We start from the raw sequence: 22,710 nt of genomic DNA on the forward strand, positions 1-22,710 counted from the left end.
CGCCGGGGCGTTCAGGTTCAGGTGAGGCGGCGGGATACCCCTCGTTGAACAGCGGGTACGCGACGGCGCCGTCCGGCGGGATCCGGCACGCGGCTCCGCAGGGCACAATTCTCCTGTGGCGAAGAGATGTCCGTGCGGTTCCGGCTCCCCGTACCGGGACTGCTGCGGCAGGTTGCACCGGGGTGAGGGCACGGCCGCGACGGCCGGGGAGCTGATGCGGTCGCGGTTCAGCGCGTTCGCCGTCGGGGACGAGGCCCATCTGCTGCGGACGTGGCATCCGGCGACGCGTCCGGAACGGATCGGTTTCGAGGACGGCACGCGCTGGACGCGTCTTGAGATCCTCCGGGAGGAGGACGGCGGCCCCGGCGACGAGAAGGGCGTCGTGGAGTTCCGCGCCCATTTCCTGACCGGCGCCGAGCCCGGGGAACTGCACGAGGTCAGCCGGTTCGTCCGGCGGGACGGCGACTGGGTCTACGTCCGGGGCAGGATCATCGGCCCGCCGCGGGCCTGAGCCGTCCGCCGCACCGGACGAGCAGCGCCGGCAGCAGGCCGGGCGCGACGAAGACGGCGGCGCGGAGGGCGGTGAGGTCGGCGAGCGTCCCGAGGACGAGCGGCGCCACGCCGATCGCCACGCCGAGCCCGGCGACCAGCAGGCCGGCGACGGCGAGCGGGGCGGGCGACGCCCACAGGATCGCGAACCCGGCGACGCCGGCGAGCGCGGCCGCGGCGAGCAGGCGGTCGGGCCGCCCCGCGGCGCGGACGATCGGCGCGGACGCGGCCCGCCCGGCGGCCATGCCCAGCACGAACGCGGCCGACAGCGTGGCCGCGGCTCCCGAGCCGAGCCCCTTCACGTCGCCGAGGAAGTCCGCGCCCCAGAAGACCAGGGGCGGCTCAAGGCGGCCCGGCTGATCGACGAGGACGCCCCGGCCCGCACCGGCGGACGCGGCCGACCCTCGCCCGCGCTCACCGCCCATCCGGAGGGCCCGCTCGTGTGCGTGGCCGACATCAGCCATGAGGGATGGCGGGTCGCGGCCGTCGAACTGGGCGGCGGCGTCCTGGCGGAGGCCGACGGCCGCCACACCGGCTCGCCGGACGTCCGCGGCCCGCTGGCCGGACGGGTCGCGGCGCTCCGGGCCCGCTACGGACGGCGGCTGCGCGCGGTGTCCGCCTGCGTGGCGGGGACGGTCAGCGGGACGACGGTCGTCCAGGCGTCCGGCATGGGGTGGCGCGACGTTCGGCCACATGCCGTTCGGCGACCCCGCGCTCGACTGCCCGTGCGGCGCCCGCGGCTGCTGGGACCTGGAGGTCGACGGCCGCGCCATGGCCCGCGCGCTCCGCCGTCCGCCGCCCCGCGACCCGCGCACGGCCGCGGAGGAGATCATCGCCTCGCCCGCCCCGCAGGCGCGCGAGGCCGTCGCCCGCGCCGCCCGCGCCCTCGGCCGGGGCATGGGCGCGCTGGTCAACGCCCTGGATCCGGACGCCGTCACGCTGTCGGGCCTCGCCGTCGACCTGGCCGCGACCGCGCCGGACGCCCTCGCCGCCGGTTACACGTCCGGCCTGATGCGCTACCGGCGGGCCGCGCCGCCGCCCGTCCGCCCGTCGACGCTCGGGCCCCGCGGCCCTCTCACCGGCGCCGCCGACGCCGCCTTCGACGTCCTCCTCACCGAAGAGGGCCTGGACGCCTGGTCGCGCGCCTAGGCCCGGCGCCACTCCGGCACGGCCCCGGCCTCGTGGACGCAGAAGTCCGGGGCGCCTTCGAGGGACTTCTCCTCGCCGCCCGGCGTGTACGTCACGATGAGGCGGAGCGGACGCCACGTCGCGTTGTGCGTGGAATGCCAGGCGCCCTTCGGGATGTGGACGGCGTCGCCCTCGCGGATCGGGAACGGCTCCCCGTCGTCCACCATCTGCGTCGCCTCACCGGAGATCACGTAGATGACCTCCTCGGCGCCCGGGTGGTTGTGCCGCGCGTGCCCCTTGCCCGGATTGACGATCACCTCCCCCAGCGTGCTGCTCGCGCCCTCGACGCTCGACGGGGTGACGAACCATTTGATGGACCCCCAGTCGAAGGTCATGGTCGTCACGTCACCGGGATTGACCAGCATTCAGAGCTCCAGGTTCTTGAAGGCCGCCACCTGCCGCGTGATGGCCTGCTCGGTCGGCAGCCGCTCGACCGAGGAGGCCCCGAAGAAGCCGACGACGCCCTCCGTCCGCGAGAGCACGTAGGCGGCGTCGTCGGGTTCGGCTATGGGCCCGCCGTGGCACAGGACGATGATGTCCGGGCGGGCGGCGAACGCGGCGTCCCGCATGGCCTGCACCCGCTCGACCGCCTCGTCCAGCGTCAGCGCGGTGCCCGCGCCGATGCTGCCCTTCGTGGTGAGCCCGACGTGCGGGACGAGGACGTCCGCACCCGCCTCCGCCATCGCGCGGGCCTGGTCCTCGTCGAACACGTACGGGGCGGTGACGAGCCCGCGCTGATGCGCGAGCCGCACCATCTCGACTTCGAGGCCGTACCCCATGCCGGTCTCTTCGATGTTCTGCCGGAAGACCCCGTCGTAGAGCCCGACGGTCGGGAAGTTCTGCACTCCCGCGAACCCCATGGCCTTCAGCTGGTCGAGGAAGACGGGCATCACCCGGAACGGGTCGGTGCCGCACACTCCCGCCAGGACGGGCGTCTCCTTCACCACCGGCAGCACCTCGGACGCCATCTCCACCACGATCTGGTTGGCGTCCCCGTAGGGCAGCAGCCCGGCCAGCGAGCCGCGCCCCGCCATCCGGTACCGGCCCGAGTTGTAGATGATGATCAGATCGACGCCGCCGGCCTCCGCGCACTTGGCGGACAGCCCCGTGCCCGCGCCCGCGCCGATGATCGGCTTGCCCTCCGCGACGGCGTTCCGCAGCCGGAACAGCACGGTCTCACGGTTCACCGCGACTCCCCCGAGATCATCCGGTGCAGGCGGTCGGCCATCGCGCGGCCGAACGCCGGATCGTTGATGTTCATGTCGAGCCTCTCCGTCTCCGCGGCGCCCTCCAGCGCCGCGAAGCACGCCGCGTCCGCGTCCGGGTCGTGGAACGGCATGCCCGGCGCGTCCAGGGCCGACACGCCGCCGAGCGGCAGGAACAGCGCGGTCGGCCCGGTGGCGGCGCGGAGCTTCGCGGCGATCCGCCGCCCCAGCTCGGCCATCTCGTCCCGGGTCGTCCGCATCAGCGTCACGGTCGGGTTGTGGACGTACAGGTTCCGCCCCTCGAACCGCTGCGGGACGGTCTCCCGCGGCCCGAAGTTGACCATGTCCAGGGCACCGGGGGCCACGACCTGCGGGACGCCCAGCCGGCCCGCCGCCGTGAGCCGCTCGGGCCCGGCGGACAGGACGCCGCCCACCAGGTCGTCCGCCAGTTCGGTGGTGGTCAGGTCGAGCACGCCCGCGATCAGCCCGCTCTCCACGAGCCCCTCCAGCGCCCGCCCGCCCGCGCCGGTCGCGTGGAAGACGAGCACCTCGTAGCCCAGCTCGTCCAGCCGCTCCCGGGCCGCGTCCACCGCGGGCGTGGTCACGCCGAACATGGACGCCGCGACGAGCGGCCGCTCGTCCGCGACCGCGGACCGGGCCTCCTCATGGGCCTTCGCCATCCCGGCGGCCGCGCCCGCGGCGTTCCCGAGGATGAGCCGCGACACGCGGTTCAGGCCCGCGATGTCGACGACGCTGTAGGTCAGCGTCACGTCCTTGGCGCCCACGTAGGGCGCGACGTCCCCGGACGCCATCGTGGAGACGATCACCTTGGGCAGCCCGATGGGCAGGTCGCGCACGGCACGGGCCGCGATGGACGACCCGCCGCTGCCGCCGACCGCGAGGACGGCGTCGATGCGCTCCAGTCCGGCGAGGACGGCCGCCGCGCCCTCGCCCATCGCGGTGACGGCGGCCCCGCGATCGCCCGCGTCCCGCAGTGCCTGGAGGGAGGCGCCCCCGGCCCGCGCGACCTCCTCGGCCGAGACGTCCGGCGCGCCGCCGGATCGCCCGACCCCGGCGTCCACGAGGACGACGTCGCACCCGAGTTCCCGCACGCGGTCACGGAGCCACGCGTACTCGTCCCCCTTGGTATCGAGCGTCCCCACCAGAACCACAATCGCCATGAACGATCACTTCCCGCCCGGCGGGCCCGCGAACCGAGGCCGATCGATCTTCGTAGTCCTCCCGGATCGGCGCATAACCGTGGGCCGCGGGGCTTCGGCTAGGAGCGGCGGGCGCGCTGGCGGGCGGCCTCGTACAGCGCGACCGTGGCGGCGGAGGCGGCGTTCAGCGAGCTGGCCGCGCCACCGATCGGGATGCGCGCCATCGTGTCGCAGCCCTCCCGCCAGCCCGCGCTCAGCCCAGCGGTCTCGTTCCCGATCACCAGCAGGACGGGGCCGGTCAGGTCCACGTCGGCGATGTCGGCGGCGCCGTCCTCGTCGGTACCGACCACGGTCAGCCGCCGACCGGACGCCCGTTCCCGGTGGACCCACTCCAGCACCTCGCGGTGCGAGCGGACGCGGACCACCGGCACCGTCAGCAGCGACCCGGTGGAGGCGCGCACGGCCTTGGGGTCGTAGGGATCGGCGGCGTGCCCGGTGACGATCAGCCCCCCGCCGTCGAACGCGTCGACCGAACGCACCATCGTGCCGATGTTGCCGGGCCCGGTGGGCCGGTCGAACACCACCCCCGCGAACGACGGCCCCACCGAGATCCGCGACAGGTCGTCGGCGGGCAGCGCCACCACCGCCACCAGCTCGGGGACCTCCTGCTCCTTGCCGCTGAGCCGGCCCAGCAGCTCGGGCGTCATCGTCACCCGCGCGGCGCCGGCGCGCTCCAGCATCTCGGCCGCCCACCGCGACAGCGGCCGCTCGGCGTCGTACAGCAGCGCCCGCACCGGCCAGCCGCGCTCCACCGCCAGGCTGATCGCCCGGACGCCCTGTACCAGGAACTCGCCGGCCCGCTGGCGCTTGTTCCGGTTTCGCAGCAGCGCCTCCCACTGCTGGAACTGCGCGTTGGGCCGCGAAACCCGCAGCACACCTCCCACCGGACGCCCCCATCGTCGTGTTTCACCAGCGAACGGCCCAGTTTCCCACAACAGAGCCTCCCGCCGTGCCTCCTCGGAACAGCGCGCAACCGGCCAGAACGCGCGTGCGAGACCCGTCTGAAGGGACCCGGCGGCTCCCTTCAGACCGGGACGGACGCCTCGGTGATCACGCCGTCCTCCAGGTTCAGGACCCGGTCGGCCTGGGAGAGGAGGGCCTGGTCATGGGTGGCCACCAGGACGGTCACGCCCTCGCTGGCCACCACCGCGTGCAGCAGCGGCATGATCGCCGCGGCCGTCTCGGAGTCGAGCTGGCCCGTGAGCTCGTCGGCCAGGATCAAGCGCGGGCGGTTGGCCAGGGCCCGCGCGATGGCCACGCGCTGGCGCTGGCCGCCGGAGAGCTCGTAGGGACGCTGGGCCGCGTGGTCGCTCAGGCCGACCAGTGACAGCAGGACGCGTACCCGTTCGTCGCGCTCGGCCGGGTCCTTGCGGACCAGGCGGAGGGGGACCTCCACGTTCTCGGCCGCGGAGAGGACCGGGATCAGTCCGTGCGACTGGAACACGTAGCCGATGTGGTCGCGGCGCAGGGCGAGCAGGTCGTCCTCCGGGAGGGCGCCGACGTCGTGGCCGTCGACGCGGACGGTGCCGCCGTCCGGGGTGTCCAGGCCGCCGATCAGGTTGAGCAGGGTCGTCTTGCCGGAGCCGGAGCGGCCCTTGATCGCGACGAGTTCCCCGGCGGCGACGGTGAAGGACGCGCCGCGCAGCGCGGGGACCTCGATCTTGCCGGTGCGGTAGGTGCGGGTGAGGCCCTCAACGGCCACCATCGGGTCGGTCATTCGGTCTCCTGCCGGTCGGGCCACACGCCCACATGGTCTCTCTCCAAGGCGAGGCGGACGCGGTCGCGCAGGTCGAGGGCCTCGGTGAACGCGGCCGGGAGCTGGACGCGGCCCGCCCGGTCGAGGAGCGCGTACTCCTCGGCGGTCCCGCCGCCGCGCCGGACCTCGACGCTGGTACGGCCGTCGCGGATGCCCACGGTCCGATCGACCTGCTCGGACACCTGCGCGTCATGGGTGACGACGACGGTGGTGGTCCCCAGTTCCTCGTTGACGCGGCGGAGCGCGGCGAACACCCCGGCGGCGGTGGCGGTGTCGAGTTCCCCGGTGGGCTCGTCGGCCAGCACCACGTGCGGTTCGTTCGCCACCGCGACGGCGATCGCGATGCGCTGCTGCTGGCCGCCCGACAGTTCCTCGGGACGGCGGCCCGCGCAGTCGCCGACGTCCAGCATGCCGAGCAGCTCGGCGGCGCGGGTCGCACGCGCACGGCGGGACCGTCCGGCGAACTTCATGGGCAGCTCGACGTTCTGCGTCGCGGTCAGGTACGGCAGGAGGTTGCGGGACGTCTGCTGCCAGATGAACCCGACCTGCTCGCGCCGGAACCGCAGCCGCTCCTTGGACGCCATGGTCAGCAGGTCCGAACCGGCCACACGCGCCACGCCGGCGGTCGGCACGTCCAGGCCGGACAGGATGTTCAGCAGCGTCGACTTCCCCGAACCCGACGCGCCGACGATCGCCACCAACTCGCCCGGATCGACGAGCAGGTCGAGACCCTGCAGCGCGACGACCTCGACCCCGTCCGTCTTGTAGATCCGCACGAGGTTGTCGCAGACGATATGCGCGCCCTCACCGTAGACCGGGCCGCGTTCGGCGGCGCGGCGCTCCAACTCGGCGAGATCCGGTGCGTTGGCCATTCAGTCCCCCGTTCTCAGGGCGGTTCCGGGGCGGGTGTCGAAGAGGCGGTCGACGGCGACGGTCGCGGCGGCGCTGAGCAGGAGCGCGCCGGCGAGGCCGAGCAGCGCCGGCCAGCCGGGCACGTGGGCGGTGACCGCGAAGCCGCCGGTGTAGGGGCGCAGGTCGACGACCGGGCCGGTGATCTCGGGCAGCAGGAGGCCGAGCACCCAGCCCGCGCCGACCGCGCAGAGCAGGACGGGCGCGATCTCGACCAGCGCGAGACCCCGGCTCTGCCGCCGGCTCATCCCGAGGGCGCGCAGGTGCGCGATGGTGCGGCCGCGGGCGCGGGCCCCGACGACCAGGACGAGGAGGACGGCGAGCAGCCCGAACGCGCCGCCGATGAGCGCGCCGTTCAGGAACGTCTCGTGGACGACGGTGACCATGGGCGTCCCGGTCATGCCGCGCAGGACGTCCTGCCGCATCTGGACGGGACGTCCGGAGGCGGCGGCGCTGAGGGCCTTGGCGTCGAGGCCGTGCCCGGTGACGAAGACCTGGGACGGGAAGCCCTTCTCGGCGGCGATCAGCTTGTACGGGACGATGACGAACGCCGTGCCCTTGCCCTGGCCGGGGAAGTGGTCGATCCGCCCGGACGGCTTGACCTTGATCGGAGAGAGTCCGGGACGGCTGAGGGTCACCTCGCCGGAGCCGACGGTGACGGCCGCGAGCGGCGACAGGAGCACCCCCGGGTCCGGGACTCCGGGCACGCCGGGCGCGAATTCGCGGTAGGCGTCGAGGTCCACGCCGACGAGGGTCATCGGCGCCGAGTCCGTCGAGGTCGACACGCCGGCGACGATCCGGGCCCGGAACACGCCGGTCACGCCGTCGACCGCGCGGACGCGGGCCAGCGTCGCGTCGTCCACCGGCCCGGTGTCGATGCGGGCGTCGGCGCCCGTCTCCGACCAGGAGGCGCGCACCTGGCCGTCCCGCAGCGCGGTGTCCACGGTGGCGGTGAAGCCGGCGACGGCCGCGGCCAGCAGCAGGACGACGAGCGGCAGCGCGCCCACGAGGTTCTGCCGGGACGCGCGGGCGACGCCGATGAACGCGACCGCGCCGCTGCGCCGCCGCAGGAACGGACCGGCCGCGCGCAGCAGGTAGGGGTAGCCGCGCAGGACGAGCACGCCGAGCGCCGCGCCGAGCAGCACGGGGACGGCGGCCGTCAGCGGGTCGGTCCCGGCGGACGCGCCGCGCTGCCGCAGCAGCACGGCGGCGATCACCGCGAGCGCGACCAGCAGGCCGTCCAGGACGAGCCGCCGCGCCGAGGGCCGCGCGGCGACGAGGTCGTCGCGCCGGTCGGTGGCCGAGCCGAGGCCGCCGCCCCGCTCCCGCGCGACCATGGCGGCGGGGACGGCGAGCGCGGCCAGGATCAGCGCGGCGATCACGTAGCCGGAGGTCGGCTGCGGCGGCCCGGCGTCCAGCAGCCGTCCCGCCCCGTAGCCGAGGAGGGCGGACGGGACGACGGCGAGCGCGGTCAGCCCGACGGCGGGGACGGCGAGCTGGCGCAGCGAGGCGCCGCGCGCCCGCATGATGCCGAGGACCGGGCGGAGCCGTTCGCCGAGCAGCCCGGCGGCGAGCAGCAGTACACCGGCGGCGACGGCGGCGAGGCCGCCGAGCGCCAGGCCGAGCACCGACCGGGCGGTGTGCAGCCGTCCGGCGAACTCGGTCAGCCGGTCGTCGAGCGGCGTGACGACGCTGCACGGGAAGAGGCCGCCGCGGCCCTGCACGGCGGAGCGGAACGCGTCGAGGTCGTCGGCCAGGCCGCCGGCGTCCCCGGCGTCGACCGCCCCGCTCCGGACCGGGAACCGCCAGCTGAACGTGAACAGGGTGCCGGTGGTGCGCGCGATCCGCGAGTACCCGTTGGCGTCGAGCAGCATCGTGCCCGCGTCGGCCTGGCCGCCGTCGCCGCCGAGCGACTCCTTCACCGACTGGAGCATCCGCGCGCGGGGCCGCCAGTACGGGTCGGCGGGGTTCACCGGGGCGTACAGGCCGGAGATCTTGAGGCTGAGGCCCTTGACGTCGATCCGGTCGCCGACCTTGTAGCCGAGCTGGGCGGCGTACTTCTCGGCGACCATGACCAGCACGTCGCCGCTCAGCTCGGTCGGCGAGTTGAAGGAGGGCGTGCCGGCGACGACGCGGGCGCGGCGCCAGGTCCCGGGGTCCCAGCCGAGGTAGAGGCGCCGCGGCTCCAGGAAGTGGCCGATGACGTCGATCCGCTCGCTGGTGACGGACGGCTCGGGTTCCCCCGCGACCCCCGCGAGCGAGGACGGCAGCATCTGCTGCCAGGTGACCGAGTTCGCGCCGAGCGACGCCTCGCTCGGGACGACCGTCCACGCGGCGCCGCCCTTCGCCTTGCCCTCCACCCGGATGTCGGCGTCGGGCCCGATGGCGGCGGCCGCGGCGCGGTCGTAGCCCGCGGCCGTCCGGGACGGGACGGCCACCGCGAACACCGCCGAGATCAGCGAAAGGACGGCGAGCGCGACGAGCGGCGCCCACTGCGCCCGCGCCAGCCGCATCCCGGACCCCCTCATCGGTCCTCCCCCGCGCGCAGTCCGGCGCCGAGGTTGCGGCGCCGCAGCATCCGGATCACCGGCGGCAGCACGACGCCGAGCACGGCGGCGACCCCCGCGAGCATGGCCAGCACCACGGGCCATTGGACGACGAGTTCGGCGGGCGGGTACGGCTGCGCGGACTGCACGCTGAGCACGATGTGCGGGACGACCAGCCGCGCCACGATGAGGCCGAGGAACGTCCCGCCGAGCAGTCCGAGCGCGACCAGGTACGCCTGTTCGATCGCGAGCACCCCGGCGACCTGCCGGGGATGGACGCCGAGCGCCCGCAGCACCGCGAACTCGCGGGCCCGTTCCCCGGCCGTCACCGCCGCGTTCACCACGAACGCGATCACGGCGAACGCCAGCGCCGCGCCGAAACCGAGCACGAGCGCCCCTTGCAGCGCGGCGCCCAGCGGGGCGTCCCGCAGTTCCGCGCGCACCTGGACGCGGTCGGCGGCGACCTCGCCCCAGTCGGGGTGCCGCGTGAGTTCGCGGACGGCGGGGCCGGTGGCGCCGCCGCGCACGGACGCCCACCATTCGCCGGGTTCGGTGCTCTCGTCGTGGGTGCCGCTGGCGGCGAGCCTGGACTGGGTGAGCGTCGGCAGGTCGACGAGGACGCCGGGCTCACCGGCCGGGACGCTCGGCAGCGCGGGCGCGATCCCCGTGACCTTGACGGGCTGCTCGCCGTCGACGGTGCTGAGCGTGACGGTGCCGCCGACGCCGACCTTGCCGCGTTCCGCCGTCTCGCGCGTGATGACGCCCGGCACGACCGGCTGGAGATCGGTGTTCTCCCGCCCGTGGGACGGCTTCGCGCCCGTCCCGAGGACCGCGTGGACGGCGGCGCCGTTCCCGCTGCCGGAGAAGATCGGCCCGGTGTCGTCGCCCTGCCGGAAGTTCTCGGCGGGCGTCGCGGGGATGGACAGCTCAGGGTGGGGGTCGGACGCGTCCTCGGCGCTCGGCTTGAGGGGCTTCTCCACGTGCGAGGAGTCGCCGAACACGTCCCAGCGGGCGCCGGCGGGCGGCCGGGCGTCTCCGGTGCCGTCCCCGCGCACGCCCGCGACCTTCAGGTCGAGCGGCCCCGAGAACGTGTTCTCGTCGTAGGCGTAGTGGAAGCCCCGGACCGACAGCGGATAGGAGGGCACGCCGCCCGGACCGGCGAGATCGGCGGTGCCGAGCGCGACCGTGTGGTCGTCGCCGTCGGCGGGCACGCCGGGCAGCGCCACCTGCCGGGCCAGCCCGTGCGCGTCCGCGACACTGACCGTGATCTTGAACTTCGTGCCGGCCGGCGGTGCGTAGCCGCCGGTTCCGGGCGCCGGGCCGGTGCTGGTGAGCCGCAGATCGAACAGCAGCCGCTTCGGCCGGCCGGGGACGGTCAGCGCCGGGGCCGCCGGACGGGCCTTGGCGAGTTCGTCCAGCCGGAGGTCGTCGCGCAGGCCGGGCTGGACGCGCAGGAGCGGTCCAAGGGCGTCGGTGTCGACGCCGAGCAGGGTCACGGGCTCGTTGCCCAGGTCGGCCTCCGCGCGCAGCACGCCCGTCGCGGCGGTGACGCCGGGCAGCGCCGCGAACCGCCCGCCCTGCCCGAGCGAGGCGGGGCCGCCGCTGGTGGAGGCGGAGACGCGCAGGTCGGCGCCGCTCTGGAAGTCGGCCTGGTCGGTCTGCGACTTCCGCCAGGTCGCCATCGTCGTCACCGACAGGATCCCGACGGCCATGGCCATGACCAGCAGCAGGACGGGTCCCGCGTAGCGGAGCTGGCGCCGCCCGACCTGCCTGGTGCCGAGGACCGCCACGAGCCCGCGTCTCCGGGTCGCGGCCCGCTCGGCGACGCGCGAGACCACGGGCACGACCCGCAGCAGCAGCACCCCACCGGCGAGCAGGGCCAGCGCCGGGCCGGACACGATGAACGGATCGATCCCCGACGTGCCCTCCCCGGCCGCGCCCGCGCCGTCGGCTCCGTACCGGGTGAGCTGCCAGATCGCGAGCCCGGCGACCAGCAGCAGCGCCAGATCGATCCCCGACCCGCGCAGCCCGCCGCGCCTCTGCCGTCCGATCCCCGCCTGCGTCTCCACGAACGTGCGGTTCGCGCCGCGCAGCGTCGGGATCGTCAGGGCGCACGCGCAGACCAGCGCCGTCAGCACCGACACCGTCCACAGCGGCGCGAGCGGCCCGGTGTCCAACCGCAGCCCGGCGTCCCGCACGGCCGGGGCGTGCCCGGCGAGCCGCAGCAGCGGCCCGGCCAGCAGCGGCCCCAGCACCGCGGCGGGCAGCACGATCAGCAGCCCCTCGACAAGACCGAGCCGCGCGAGCTGCCGCATCCCCATGCCGCGGGTGCGCAGCAGCGCGACCTCACCGCGCCGGTGATCGGCGAGCAGCCGGGCGACCAGCAGCCACGCGCACCCCGCCAGCAGCACGAGCTGGATCACCGGGATCAGCATCGTGGACCGCGCCACCAGGATCGCGCCGCGCAACTGCTCGGTCAGCACCGGAAGCTCGGTCACCACCGTGACCTGGTCGCCGCCGGCGCCCTCCAAAGTCCTCCCCGCACCCGCCACGCGGTCGCCGAGCGGCCCGAGATCACCGGCCGCGACACCGCGCAGATCGGGCATCACGGTGAAGCGGGCATCGATGGCCGTCCCGGTGAACCGCTCCGCGAACACCTCGGGACGCACCACGAACGGCCCGCGCGTCGTGTAGTCGAGCCGCTCGACACCGGTCGTGATCAGCCGGTCGTCCTGCCAGAAGTAGTGCTGCGGATCAGGGACGTCGAACAACCCGACGACCCGCACCCGCACGACCGACTTCTTGTCGACCCGCCCGTGCAAGGCCAGGACATCGCCCACGTCGGCGTGGACCGCGCGAGCGGCCGCCGCGGGCAGCACCGCCTCCACCTCGCCCGACTTCGCCGCACCCGCGCCGGGCCAGCGCCCCGCAGCGAGGCGCGCATGCCTCTCGATGCCGGTGTAGGTCTCGAAGGCGGTCAACTCGGGATGGTCGCTCTTCTCCTGCCCGGGCAGGGTGAAGGAATCGCTGCGGACGCTCATCGACGTCGCCAGCGGCACGTCCCGATAGATCTGCCCGAGCCCGCGACCGACCCGGCCCTGCACCTCGGTGAGCCCCCCGGCGGGGACGTGCGTGCCGACCGTCGCCCCCACGGAGGTGAACGTCGCGTCGGCCAGCGTGCGCCGCAGCCCCTCCCGGATCACCGACCCGGTGTAACCGACCAGCGCCGCAAGGACGGTCGTGGCGAACAACGCCGTCGCGCAGGCCGCCAGGACCAGCGTCCGATCGCCGGCCATCCGCCTGAGCACAAGCCCCCGTCGCCCCACAACCGCTCATGATCAATTGCTGACGGCCCGGACTGCAAGGGGCCGCGACCCTACCGTGACGTTCCGCAATGCTTCCGAAATATATGACAAACCACCCACAACTCCGTCCGGTGCGGACGGCGGCGCGCCGCGCGAGTGAATCGGGCACGTCGCGCGGACACGGACGACAGAATCGTGCGGACGGCCGGAACCGGGGAGGGACCGATGCGCAAGATCATCAACTCGACGTACATCTCGCTCGACGGCGTCATCGAGAACCCGCAGAACTGGACGCCGGCGTACTTCCAGGACGAGGCCGCCGCCTACGCGCGGGAGCTGCTGTTCTCCTGCGGCGCCCTCCTCATGGGGCGCAGGACGTTCGACGGCTTCTCGCAGGCGTGGCCCGCGATGGAGGAGGCGGCCGGCGACTTCGGCGTCCGGATGAACCGCCTGCCCCACTACGTCGTGTCCGACACCCTGAAGAAGCCCGGCTGGGGCGACACGACGGCGATCCCGCGGTCCGCGGCCGTCGCCGAGATCACCCGGCTCAAGGAGCGGGACGGCCGGGACATCCTGCAGTACGGGTTCGGGGCGGTGTCGCGGACGCTCGTGCGGCACGGCCTCCTGGACGAGCTGCGCCTCTGGATCCACCCCGTGTTCGTCGGCCCCGCCGACCGCGCGGAACTGCTCACCCGCGCCGACTTCGCCGCGTCGTTCGAGCTGGCGGACACCCGGACCTTCGCGACCGGCGTGATCGTCGCGACCTACGTCCCCGCCGCGCGGTAGTTCAGCCGCGCGGGACGGCCCGCAGGATCTCCGCCGTGCGGGCCGGCGGCTCGGCCTGGACGCCGAGCTGGTTCAGGACGTCCCGGTAGCGGGCGATGTCGGCCGCCCGGTCCGGGTAGAGGGCGCCGGCGAGCTGCTCCAGGTAGACGACGTCGGGCAGTTCGGGCTCGGCGAACCGCAGCAGCGTCACCGGGCCGCCCTCGCCCGCGTGGCCCCCGGACGCGAACGGCAGGACCTGCACCGTGACGTTCGGCAGCTCCGCCATCTCGACCAGGTGCTCGATCTGCGCGCCCATCGTCGCGGGACCGCCGACGGTGCGGTGCAGGACCGCCTCGTCCAGGACGGCCCACAGCTTCAGCGGGTCGCGGCGCGCGAACACGCGGCGGCGCTCCATGCGCAGCTCGACCCGGCGCTCGATCTCCTCCTTGGACGCGTCCGGGTGGCGGACGCCGAGGAGGGCGCGGGCGTACTCGGGGGTCTGGAGCAGTTCGGGGACCTCCTGGACCTCGTACACGCGGACGAGCACGGCGCCCTGCTCCAGCCCGAGGTAGGGCTCGAACCAGCCGGGCACCACGTCGCCGTACGCCTGCCACCAGCCGGGCGTGTTCGCGTGCTCCGCCAGCTCCAGCAGCGTCTCGCGGACGCCGGGGTCGGTCACGCCGTAGAGGGTCAGCAGGTCGGCGACGTCGCGCTCCTTGAAGCCGACGCGGCCCAGCTCCATCCGGCTGATCTTGGAGTGGGAGCCGCGGATCTCGTATCCGGCGTCCTCGGTGGAGATCCCGGCGGCGTCGCGGAAGCGGCGCAGCTGCGCGCCGACCACCATCCGGAGCACGGTCGGCCCGGCGGCGCGCAGATCGGGGGCGACCCGGGTCGGCCGTTCCGGGCGTTCGGCGGGCCTCATCTCTTCACGCCCACGGCGCAGAACTCGTCGACCTCGTCCGGCTCGCCGAACGGCCCCGGCTCGGCGCGCCACCGCGACACCGGCACGACGCCCGGCTCCAGGATCTCCAGCCCGTCGAAGAAGCCGCCGATCAGCTCGGGCGTCCGCAGGTGGTAGGGGGTGTCGCTCGCCTGGTTCCACAGCTCGATGGCGCTCCGGAACGCCTCGCCGGTGACGACGTCGGTGCCGTCCGCGACCGCCAGGTGGCTGCCGGACGGCAGCGCGTCCATGAGCCGCCGCACGATCGAGCGCGCCTCGTCGTAGTCGGCGATGTGCCCGAGGATGTTCAGGAGCATCAGCCCGACGGGGCGGTCGAGGTCGAGCGTGCGGCCCGCCTCGGCGAGGATCCGGCCGGGGTCGCGGAGGTCGGCGTCGACGTAGCTGGTGACGCCCTCCGCCTTGCTGGTCAGCAGCGCGCGGGCGTGGGTGAGGACGAGCGGGTCGTTGTCGACGTACACGATGCGGGCGTCCGGGGCGGCGCGCTGCGCGACCTCGTGGGTGTTGTCGACGGTCGGCAGGCCGGTGCCGACGTCGAGGAACTGCCGGATCCCCGCGGTGCCCGCCAGGTACCGCACGGCGCGGGAGAGGAAGGCCCGCGAGTGCCGGGCGACGTCCACGATCTGCGGGTAGACGGAGACGAACTGGTCTCCGGCGGCCCGGTCGACGGGGTAGTTGTCCTTGCCGCCGAGCCAGTAGTTCCAGATGCGCGCGGACTGCGGGACCGAGTCGTCGACGTCGGGTGCGGGCCGCGCGCCGCCGTCCGGCGCTGGGTCTCCCACGGAAATCCTCCTCGACGCGCAAGAAAACTACCTACGGGAAGAAGTTACTCGACCGTGGGCCGCTTGCCCACCTGCCCCGAAGCTCCCCGTTTGTCATGTTCTACTGCAACGTCCAGCAACGATTCTGGTCTACCGGACGCTGACCTGGCACTATCCCGTGCCAAGAAAATAAACCGGAGAAATCCGGGGCGCGATGTCGATCCGCTCCCACCCTGTTCGACGCGTCAGCAGAGGCCGGGGATGACCCGCCACCGACGAAGGAGACAGCAATGCGGTTCCTGATGATGACGACGGACTCCGGCGCCGACGAAGGCGGCCAGCCGGACGAGACGATGCAGCAGGAGATGGGCCGGTTCATCGAGGAGACGGCCAAGGCCGGGGTGCTCCTCGCGACCGGCGGGCTGGAGCCGCACGGCACCCGCATCGCCTCGACCGGCGGCAAGGTCACCGTGACGGACGGCCCCTTCACCGAGGCCAAGGAGGCCGTCGTCGGCTTCGCGCTCGTCGAGGTCCGCACCCGCGAGGAGGCGATCGAGCTGTCCAAGCGCTTCTACACGATCGTCGGGGACGGCGAGGGCGTCATCAAGCAGGTGTTCGGCCCGGACGACCCCTTCCCGGGGCAGTGAGCCCGCGGCACGTTTGACCTGAGCTTGCGCGGCGGCCGGTGCGGGTGCTCTCATCGGCAGCGTGACGGCTTCGAACGGGTCCGGCGCGCACCGGGCGGACGCGCGCCCCTCCGGCGTGCACGCGAGCATCGACGCGGTGTGGCGGCTGGAGGCCGCGCGCATCATCGGCGGACTCGCCCGCATGGTGCACGACATCGGACTCGCCGAGGAACTCGCGCAGGACGCGCTGGTCGCCGCGCTCGAACAGTGGCCTGAGTCAGGCGTCCCGGACAACCCGGGCGCCTGGCTCATGGCCGTCGGCAAGCGCCGCGCGATCGACCGCATCCGCCGGCGGCAGCGCCTGGAGCACAAGCTGGAGGAGATCGGCCGCGACCTGGAGGACCAGGCGCCGCCGGAGTTCGACCTCCCCGACGACGACCACATCGAGGACGACGTCCTCCGGCTGATCTTCACCGCCTGCCATCCCGTGCTGCCCGTGCACGCGCGGGTCGCGCTGACGCTGCGGATGCTCGGCGGTCTCACCACCGACGAGATCGCGCGCGCGTTCCTCGTCTCCGAGCCGACCGTGGCGCAGCGGATCGTCCGGGCGAAGCGCACCCTGTCGGACGCGGGCGTGCCGTTCGAGGTCCCCGAGGGGCCGGACCGCGCCGAGCGGCTGTCGTCCGTCCTCGAAGTCGTCTACCTGGTGTTCAACGAGGGGTACGCGGCCACCGCCGGCGACGCCTGGGTGCGGACCGACCTGTGCCGGGAGGCGCTGCGCCTCGGCCGCGTCCTCGCCGGGCTCGCGCCGGGAGAGCCCGAGGTGCACGGGCTCGCCGCGCTCATGGAGATCCAGGCGTCGCGGGCCCGCGCGCGCACCGGGCCGTCCGGCGAGCCCATCCCGATCCTGGAGCAGGACCGCGGCCGCTGGGACCGGCTCCTCATCCACCGCGGCTTCGCCGCCCTGCTCCGCGCGAAGGACATCGGCGCGCCGCCCGGCCCGTACGTCCTGCAAGCGGCGATCGCCGCGTCGCACGCGCAGGCCCTCGCCGCCGAGGACACCGACTGGGCGCAGATCGCGTCCCTCTACGAGGTCCTCGCGCACGTCGCCCCGTCCCCCGTCGTGGAGCTGAACCGCGCGGTGGCCGTCGGGATGGCGCACGGCCCGGAGAAGGGCCTCGAGATCGCCGACGCGCTGGTGGACGAGCCGTCCCTGCGCGACTACCACCTGCTGCCGAGCGTCCGCGGCGACCTCCTCGAACGGCTCGGCCGCCGGGACGAGGCCCGCGCGCAGTTCGAGCGCGCCGCGGAACTGACCCGCAACGCGCCCGAACGCAGGGTGCTCCTCGACCGCGCCGCCGCCGTGGGCGGACGCGCTCAGTAGTCCTTCACCCGGATCCCGTTGACGATCTCGCCGAAGTCCTGGAAGTCGGCCGTCTCGGCCGTGCCGTCGCGCTGCGCCTCCACCCGCGCCTTGTTGGTCAGCGCCAGCTCCTGGTTGGCCGCGACGTACCCGCGCAGTTCCCGCTCGTAGTTCGCGAACGCGGCCCGGTGGTCGCCGCCGGCCGCCTTCAGCTCCCCGGCCAGGACGTACGCGCCGACCATCGCCATGCTCGTGCCCTGCCCGGACAGCGGCGACCCGCAGTACCCGGCGTCCCCGAGCAGGACGACCCGCCCGTTCGACCACGAATCCATGTGGATCTGCGCCATCGAGTCGAAGTGGAAGTCCCCGGCCCCCCGCATCGCGTCCAGCAGCTTGGGGATCACCCAGCCGGCGCCCGCCAGCGCGTCCGCCATGATCCGCTTCTGCGCGGCGGTGTCGCGGTAGTCGTAGTCGATCGGCCGCTCCGACTCGAAGCCCAGGTAGACGCGGACCTCCTCGTTGCCGCGGACGCTCATCACGCCGCCGCCCCAGCTGCTGCCCGGCACCTGGTGGAAGACCTGCCAGCGGTCGAGGCCGAGGAAGTTCGGGGCCGTCCAGACCGCGAGGTAGGTGCCGAGGTGCGTGATGTAGTCGCGCTCCGGGCCGAACGCCAGCCGGCGGGTGTTGGAGTGCAGGCCGTCCGCGCCGACGACGAGGTCGAACGTCCGGACCGTCCCGCTCTGGAAGATCACCCGGACGCCGTCGGCGTCCTGCTCCAGCCCGGCGATCGAGTCGCCGAACAGGTACTCGACGCCGTCGCCGGCCGCGTCCACGAGGGTCCGCGCCAGGTCGTCGCGCAGGATCTCGATGTCGGCGCTGCCCAGGTCGCCACCGGTGAGCGTGTGCTCCTCGCTGCGGTACAGCTCGGCGCCGTCCCCGTCCACCATCGACATTCCGCGCATCTCGACGCGCTGGGCGCGGATCCGCTCCAGCACGCCCATCCGCTCGGCGACCTCCAGCGCCGGCCCGCGCACGTCGACCGCCTGCCCGCCGGCCCGCAGCCCCGGCGACACCTCCACGACCGTCACGGCGAACCCGTACCGGTTCAGCCAGTACGCCAGCGCGGGCCCGCCGACGCTCGCACCCGAGACGAGAACGGTGGTGTTCTTCATGTCGACTCCCTGTTCAGCCGGGCGGGAGGTGTTTCCCGCGCCATGAACAGAGATTCGCCGCTCCCGCTGACCGGCCTCGCACCACCCGCTGACCGTCCTCCGGTCGGCCCGCACGCGGGCGGTCAGCACACGGCACGGGTGCCGGTCATGTCCCAAGGTGTGCTTGGCTGCTTATGCAGACCGAGGCGCGGGAGGAAGACCGGTGATCGCTCATTCGGACGTCCAGGCCGCGGCGCGGCGTGTCGCGGGGCACGTCCGCCGCACTCCGCTGATCGAGGTCGACCCGGGGGAGGCGGGCCGGATGTGGCTGAAGCTCGAACTGACCCAGCACACCGGGTCGTTCAAGGCGCGCGGCGCGTTCAACCACATCCTCGCCGCGCGGGACGAGGGGCGGCTGCCGGGCGTCGGCGTCGTCGCGGCGTCCGGCGGCAACGCGGGTCTCGCGTTCGCCCACGCGGCGGCCGAGGCGGGCGTGCCCGCCGAGGTGTTCGTCCCGGAGACGGCGCCCGCGGTGAAGGTCGCGCGGCTGCGCGCGCTCGGCGCCGCCGTCGTCCAGGTCGGGACGCGGTACGCCGACGCGCAGGACGCCGCCGTCAAACGCGCCGCCGACACCGGGGCGCTGTTCTGCCACGCCTACGACCTGCCCGAGGTATGCGCCGGCCAGGGGACGCTCGGCCTGGAGCTCCTGGAGCAGACCGGCGGCGCGGTCGACACCGTCCTGATCGCGGTCGGCGGCGGCGGGCTGATGGCGGGCGTCGCCGCCGCCCTCGAAGGGACGGCCCGCGTCGTCGGCGTGGAGCCCGAGACCATCCCGACGCTGGAACGCGCCCTGCACGCCGGACGCCCCGTCGACGTGGACGTCTCCGGCGTCGCCGCGGACTCCCTCGGCGCCACCCGGCTCGGCGGCATCGCCTTCGCCGTCGCGTCCCGCACCGGCGTGCGCCCCGTCCTCGTCTCCGACGAGGCGATCATCGCGGCCCGCCGGCACCTGTGGGCCGAGTACCGCCTGGTCGTCGAGCACGGGACCGCCGCCGCGCTCGCCGCCCTGCGCACCGGCGGCTACCGCCCGTCCCCCGGCGAGCGCGTGGCGGTCGTCCTGTGCGGGGCCAACACCGACCCGTCCGACCTGGCCTGACCCCGGCCGCCGCTGCGGTCAGCCGGCGCCGGGCAGCGACTGGAGCGGCAGCAGCCGCAGCGGCTCGTCGGGACCGGTCGGCCCCGCTGCGGACTCCGTGCCGCAGAGCGCCTCCACGACGTGCGCGGCGAGCGCGTTGTCGATCGGGTGCGGGACGGGCGTGCCGTTGGCGTTGAGCTGCTGGTACTTCATGAGGTTGAGCGCGACCGAGACCTGGCGGGCGCCGCCCGCGGACGACAGCGACTGCGTCCCGGCCCCGAAGACGGCGCCGTCGTGGCCCCAGAACGTCCCGCAGGGGAGGTCGAGCGAGTAGACGCCGAGGCCGTAGTTCATCAGGACGTTGCCGTCGGCGTCCTTCACCGGGACCGTGCGCTTCATCTGCGCCAGCGCGTCCTTGCCGATGATGCGGCCGGTGAGGAGCCTGCGGTAGAAGCGGTTGAGGTCGTCCATGGTGGAGACTAGTGCGCCCGCAGTCGAGGCCCAGCTCATGTCGAACACGCTGTAGTCGCGGGGTGGTTTCACGTGCTGGTACAGCGATTCGTACATCCGCGGGTGCGGCCCCACCACCCACGGCGAAGACGGGAAGTAGGTGTGCTTGAGCCCGGCCTTCTCGATGACGTTCCGCGTGATGTACTGCTCTGCCTTGGTTCCGGTCACCCGCTCCAGGAGCCGTCCGGCGATGATGTAGTTGGTGTTGGAGTACGACCAGCGCTCACCCGGCATCCCGGTGCGGGGTGCGCTCAGCCCCCACTTGATGAGCTGTTCCGGCGGGACGTCACGGAACCGGAAGTCGTCCAGGCTCTTCGGTGACAACTCCCCCAGCGACGGGAACGCCACGGTGACGTAGTCGCCGATCCCGCTGGTGTGGTCGAGCAGCATGCGCACGGTGATCTGCGTGCCGAGGCCCTGGGGAACGAGGCCGGGCAGGTAGTCGTCGACCGGTGCGTCGAGGCGGACGCGGCCCGCCTCCACCTGCTGGAGGATCGCGGCGGCGACGAACGTCTTGGTGATGCTGCCGACGCGCTGCCGCATGCCGGGCTCGACGGGGCGGCGGGTGCGCGCGTCGGCGACGCCGGAGGCGCCGTCCCAGCGCGTCGCGCCGTCGCGCGCCTCGGAGAACAGCCCGTACATGCCGGCGTCGCGGGTGGCGTCGAGGGTGGCGCGCAGCTTGGCCGGGTCGAACGGCATGGTCGGCGGGCGCCGGACGGCCGCCGCGGACGGTGCCGCGGGAGCGGACGGTGCCGCGGGAGCGGACGGTGCCGCGGGAGCGGACGGTGCCGCGGGAGCGGACGGTGCGGCGGGGACGGCGCCCGGCCCCGCGGCCCGTGCCGGGAGCTGGACCGGCCCGATCGCCAATGCCGCCGCGACACCGGCGGCGGCCGCCCGCCGCCCGAACCGCCTCGCCATCATCCCCAACTCTCCACGTACGGAACGTCCAGAGAAAGTGTCCTCGGCGATCAGCCGCTCTGTCATCCCAATACGTGAGAATCCGGCGGCCCGGTTCGGCGGGGAACCGGGCCGGACGCGCCGCGGGCGTCAGCCGAGCAGGTCGGCGAGGGTCTCGCGGCGGGACGGATGGCGCAGCTTGTGCATGCCCTTGGACTCGATCTGCCGGATGCGCTCGCGCGTCACCCCGTAGACCTTGCCGACCTCTTCGAGCGTCTTCGGCTCGCCGCCGGACAGCCCGAACCGCATCGAGATCACGCCCGCCTCGCGCTCGGTGAGCGTCTCCAGGACGGCGTCGAGCCGCCCGCGCAGCATGGAGGTCGCGACGACGTCGGCGGGGTCGCCGCCGTCCGGGTCCTCGATGACGTCGCCGAGTTCGCCGTCGCCGTCCTCGCCGAGGGGGGTGTGCAGGGACAGCGGCTCCCGGGCCTGCCGCCGCAGCCACTCCACCTTCTCCGGCGTGACGTCCAGTTCGACGGCGAGTTCGGGCGAGGTGGGCTCGCGGCCGAGGTCCTGCATCATCCGCCGCCGGGCGCGCGTCATCCGGTTGAGCACCTCGACGACGTGCACGGGGATGCGGATGGTGCGGCTCTGGTCGGCCAGCGCCCGGCTGATCGCCTGCTTGATCCACCAGACGGCGTAGGTGGAGAACTTCAGGCCCCGGCGGTACTCGAACTTCTCCACGGCGCGGATCAGCCCGAGGTTGCCCTCTTGGACGAGGTCGTTCAGCGGCAGGCCGTGGCCCATGTACCGCTTGGCGAGCGACACGACGAGGCGGAGGTTGGCCTCGACCATGTGCTCCTTGGCGCGGCGGCCGTCGGCGGCGATCCACTCCAGGTCTTCCTTGTCCTGGAGGCTGAGGTCGTCGCCGAGGGCTTCGAGGCGTTCGCGCGCGAACAGTCCGGCCTCGATGCGCTTGGCCAGGTCGACCTCCTGCTCGGCGGTGAGCAGCGCGGTGCGCCCGATGCGGGACAGGTAGTCCTTCATCGGGTCGACGAGGTTCACGGTGGCGCGGGAGGACGCGCTCGTCGTGCGGCTGGCGTTCAGGGCGGTGTCCTTTGCTCGTCCGACCGGGAGGGAACGGGTCACGCGATCTCGGTACCCGCCTGCCCCGCGACATAAACTTAGGCTGGACCTAAAAGTGTGTCAAGTACAAACTTAGGTCGAACTATGAGACGATGGCCGCATGGGACTGCGGGAGATGAAGAAGCGGCAGACGAGGCAGAACATCTCGGATCAGGCGACGCGCCTCTTCCTGCGGCACGGCTTCGACCGGGTGACGATCGCCGACGTCGCGGCGGCGGCGCAGGTCGCGAAGATGACCGTGACCAACTACTTCCCCCGCAAGGAGGACCTCGCACTCGACCTGCACGAGGAGTTCACCGGCCTGCTGGCCGACACCGTCGCGCGGCGGGCCCCCGGCGAGTCGGCCCTGGACGCGCTGCGCCGCGCCTTCCTGGACGCCGCCGGCCGGCACGATCCCGTGATCGGCTTCTCCGGGCCGGAGTTCGCCCGCATGCTCACCGAGAGCCCGGCGCTGGTCGCCCGGCTCCGCGAGTTCCACGAGGAGCGCGAGGACGCCCTGGCCGCCGTCCTCGCCGAGGAGACCGCCGCCGCCCCGGACGACCCGCTCCCCCGCCTCGCCGCCGCCCAGCTGGGCGCCGTCCACCGCGTCCTCTTCCGGGAGACGTTGCGCCGCACCCTCGACGGCGAGTCCCACGAGGAGATCGCGGCCGCGCTGTCCAGGTCCGCCCGCACCGCCTTCGACCTCCTGGCCCCGTCCCTGGGCTCCTATCCGTGAACGCC

At 73.9% G+C, this 22,710-nt stretch carries 20 protein-coding genes and 1 pseudogene; 7 read left to right on the forward strand and 14 right to left on the reverse strand.

Translation table 11 applies throughout. The features are described 5' to 3' along the window. Positions 1-115: 115 nt before the first annotated feature. On the forward strand, positions 116-511 hold the full coding sequence (locus ACA511_RS34685; protein ID WP_375028931.1) for a YchJ family protein: 396 nt from the start codon (positions 116-118) through the stop codon (positions 509-511). On the opposite strand, the gene ACA511_RS34690 is transcribed toward ACA511_RS34685, so the two are convergent. After that, positions 489-1,079 carry a hypothetical protein gene (locus ACA511_RS34690; RefSeq protein WP_375028932.1) on the reverse strand — a complete coding sequence of 197 codons (591 nt, stop codon included), beginning with the start codon at positions 1,077-1,079 and terminating at the stop codon, positions 489-491. The two genes, ACA511_RS34685 and ACA511_RS34690, sit on opposite strands and share 23 nt — an antisense overlap. Positions 1,080-1,242: 163 nt before the next feature. Between ACA511_RS34690 and ACA511_RS34695 the strand changes: the two genes are divergently transcribed. After that, positions 1,243-1,698 carry an ROK family protein gene (locus tag ACA511_RS34695; protein WP_375028933.1) on the forward strand — a complete coding sequence of 152 codons (456 nt, stop codon included), beginning with the start codon at positions 1,243-1,245 and terminating at the stop codon, positions 1,696-1,698. Here the strand turns inward: ACA511_RS34695 and ACA511_RS34700 are convergent. The 8 genes from ACA511_RS34700 to ACA511_RS34735 all read right to left on the reverse strand — a co-directional run bounded on the left by ACA511_RS34700 (position 1,695) and on the right by ACA511_RS34735 (position 12,669). Continuing rightward, entirely contained in the window at positions 1,695-2,102 is a 408-nt protein-coding gene (locus tag ACA511_RS34700) for a cupin domain-containing protein (protein ID WP_375028934.1), read from the reverse strand. The genes ACA511_RS34695 and ACA511_RS34700 overlap by 4 nt on opposite strands. Further along, entirely contained in the window at positions 2,103-2,924 is an 822-nt protein-coding gene (locus tag ACA511_RS34705; protein WP_375028935.1) for a phosphoenolpyruvate hydrolase family protein, read from the reverse strand. Continuing rightward, positions 2,921-4,123 carry a Tm-1-like ATP-binding domain-containing protein gene (locus ACA511_RS34710; RefSeq protein ID WP_375028936.1) on the reverse strand — a complete coding sequence of 401 codons (1,203 nt, stop codon included), beginning with the start codon at positions 4,121-4,123 and terminating at the stop codon, positions 2,921-2,923. Before ACA511_RS34710 ends, ACA511_RS34705 begins: the two co-directional genes overlap by 4 nt. A 98-nt stretch (positions 4,124-4,221) precedes the next feature. Further along, on the reverse strand, positions 4,222-5,037 hold the full coding sequence (locus ACA511_RS34715; RefSeq protein WP_375028937.1) for a TrmH family RNA methyltransferase: 816 nt from the start codon (positions 5,035-5,037) through the stop codon (positions 4,222-4,224). Positions 5,038-5,186: 149 nt separating this feature from the next. Beyond that, a complete protein-coding gene (locus tag ACA511_RS34720; RefSeq protein WP_375028938.1) occupies positions 5,187-5,879 on the reverse strand; it encodes an ABC transporter ATP-binding protein in 693 nt (230 codons plus the stop codon). Further along, positions 5,876-6,790, reverse strand: coding sequence for an ABC transporter ATP-binding protein (locus tag ACA511_RS34725; protein ID WP_375028939.1), 915 nt, complete (start codon positions 6,788-6,790; stop codon positions 5,876-5,878). Before ACA511_RS34725 ends, ACA511_RS34720 begins: the two co-directional genes overlap by 4 nt. Further along, positions 6,791-9,355: an ABC transporter permease gene (locus ACA511_RS34730; RefSeq protein ID WP_375028940.1), complete on the reverse strand. Its 2,565-nt coding sequence runs from the start codon at positions 9,353-9,355 to the stop codon at positions 6,791-6,793. Further along, positions 9,352-12,669 carry an ABC transporter permease gene (locus ACA511_RS34735; RefSeq protein WP_375028941.1) on the reverse strand — a complete coding sequence of 1,106 codons (3,318 nt, stop codon included), beginning with the start codon at positions 12,667-12,669 and terminating at the stop codon, positions 9,352-9,354. The genes ACA511_RS34730 and ACA511_RS34735 overlap by 4 nt, the downstream gene beginning before the upstream one ends. A 234-nt stretch (positions 12,670-12,903) precedes the next feature. Between ACA511_RS34735 and ACA511_RS34740 the strand changes: the two genes are divergently transcribed. Beyond that, the gene (locus ACA511_RS34740) at positions 12,904-13,464 is read left to right on the forward strand and encodes a dihydrofolate reductase family protein (protein WP_375028942.1); all 561 of its coding nucleotides are present in this window, start codon (positions 12,904-12,906) and stop codon (positions 13,462-13,464) included. A gap of 1 nt (position 13,465) precedes the next feature. Here the strand turns inward: ACA511_RS34740 and ACA511_RS34745 are convergent, their stop codons facing one another. Both ACA511_RS34745 and ACA511_RS34750 read right to left on the reverse strand, forming a co-directional pair. Next, complete coding sequence (locus ACA511_RS34745) at positions 13,466-14,365, reverse strand: helix-turn-helix domain-containing protein (RefSeq protein WP_375028943.1); 900 nt, start codon at positions 14,363-14,365, stop codon at positions 13,466-13,468. Next, complete coding sequence (locus ACA511_RS34750) at positions 14,362-15,183, reverse strand: SAM-dependent methyltransferase (RefSeq protein WP_375028944.1); 822 nt, start codon at positions 15,181-15,183, stop codon at positions 14,362-14,364. The genes ACA511_RS34745 and ACA511_RS34750 overlap by 4 nt, the downstream gene beginning before the upstream one ends. A 269-nt stretch (positions 15,184-15,452) precedes the next feature. On the opposite strand from ACA511_RS34750, the gene ACA511_RS34755 reads away from it, so the two are divergent. Beyond that, positions 15,453-15,809, forward strand: coding sequence for a YciI family protein (locus tag ACA511_RS34755; RefSeq protein WP_375028945.1), 357 nt, complete (start codon positions 15,453-15,455; stop codon positions 15,807-15,809). A gap of 181 nt (positions 15,810-15,990) precedes the next feature. Next, positions 15,991-17,172: an RNA polymerase sigma factor gene (locus ACA511_RS34760; RefSeq protein WP_375028970.1), complete on the forward strand. Its 1,182-nt coding sequence runs from the start codon at positions 15,991-15,993 to the stop codon at positions 17,170-17,172. Here ACA511_RS34760 and ACA511_RS34765 read toward each other — a convergent pair. Continuing rightward, positions 17,166-18,323, reverse strand: a complete 1,158-nt coding sequence (locus tag ACA511_RS34765) for an FAD-dependent monooxygenase (protein ID WP_375028946.1) — start codon at positions 18,321-18,323, stop codon at positions 17,166-17,168. The genes ACA511_RS34760 and ACA511_RS34765 overlap by 7 nt on opposite strands. A 202-nt stretch (positions 18,324-18,525) precedes the next feature. Here ACA511_RS34765 and ACA511_RS34770 point away from each other — a divergent pair, with 202 nt between their 5' ends. After that, positions 18,526-19,458: a threonine/serine dehydratase gene (locus ACA511_RS34770; RefSeq protein ID WP_375028947.1), complete on the forward strand. Its 933-nt coding sequence runs from the start codon at positions 18,526-18,528 to the stop codon at positions 19,456-19,458. Positions 19,459-19,476: 18 nt separating this feature from the next. Here ACA511_RS34770 and ACA511_RS34775 read toward each other — a convergent pair whose 3' ends face one another. Beyond that, on the reverse strand, positions 19,477-20,865 hold the full coding sequence (locus ACA511_RS34775; protein ID WP_375028948.1) for a serine hydrolase domain-containing protein: 1,389 nt from the start codon (positions 20,863-20,865) through the stop codon (positions 19,477-19,479). A 129-nt stretch (positions 20,866-20,994) separates the two neighbouring features. Then, positions 20,995-21,897, reverse strand: a pseudogene (locus tag ACA511_RS34780) (RNA polymerase sigma factor); the annotation flags it as partial. A 193-nt stretch (positions 21,898-22,090) separates the two neighbouring features. Here ACA511_RS34780 and ACA511_RS34785 point away from each other — a divergent pair. Then, a complete protein-coding gene (locus ACA511_RS34785; protein ID WP_375028949.1) occupies positions 22,091-22,705 on the forward strand; it encodes a TetR/AcrR family transcriptional regulator in 615 nt (204 codons plus the stop codon). Positions 22,706-22,710: the final 5 nt, after the last annotated feature.

It is taken from the genome of Actinomadura sp. GTD37 (assembly GCF_041951365.1).
Classification (GTDB): Bacteria; Actinomycetota; Actinomycetes; order Streptosporangiales; family Streptosporangiaceae; genus Spirillospora.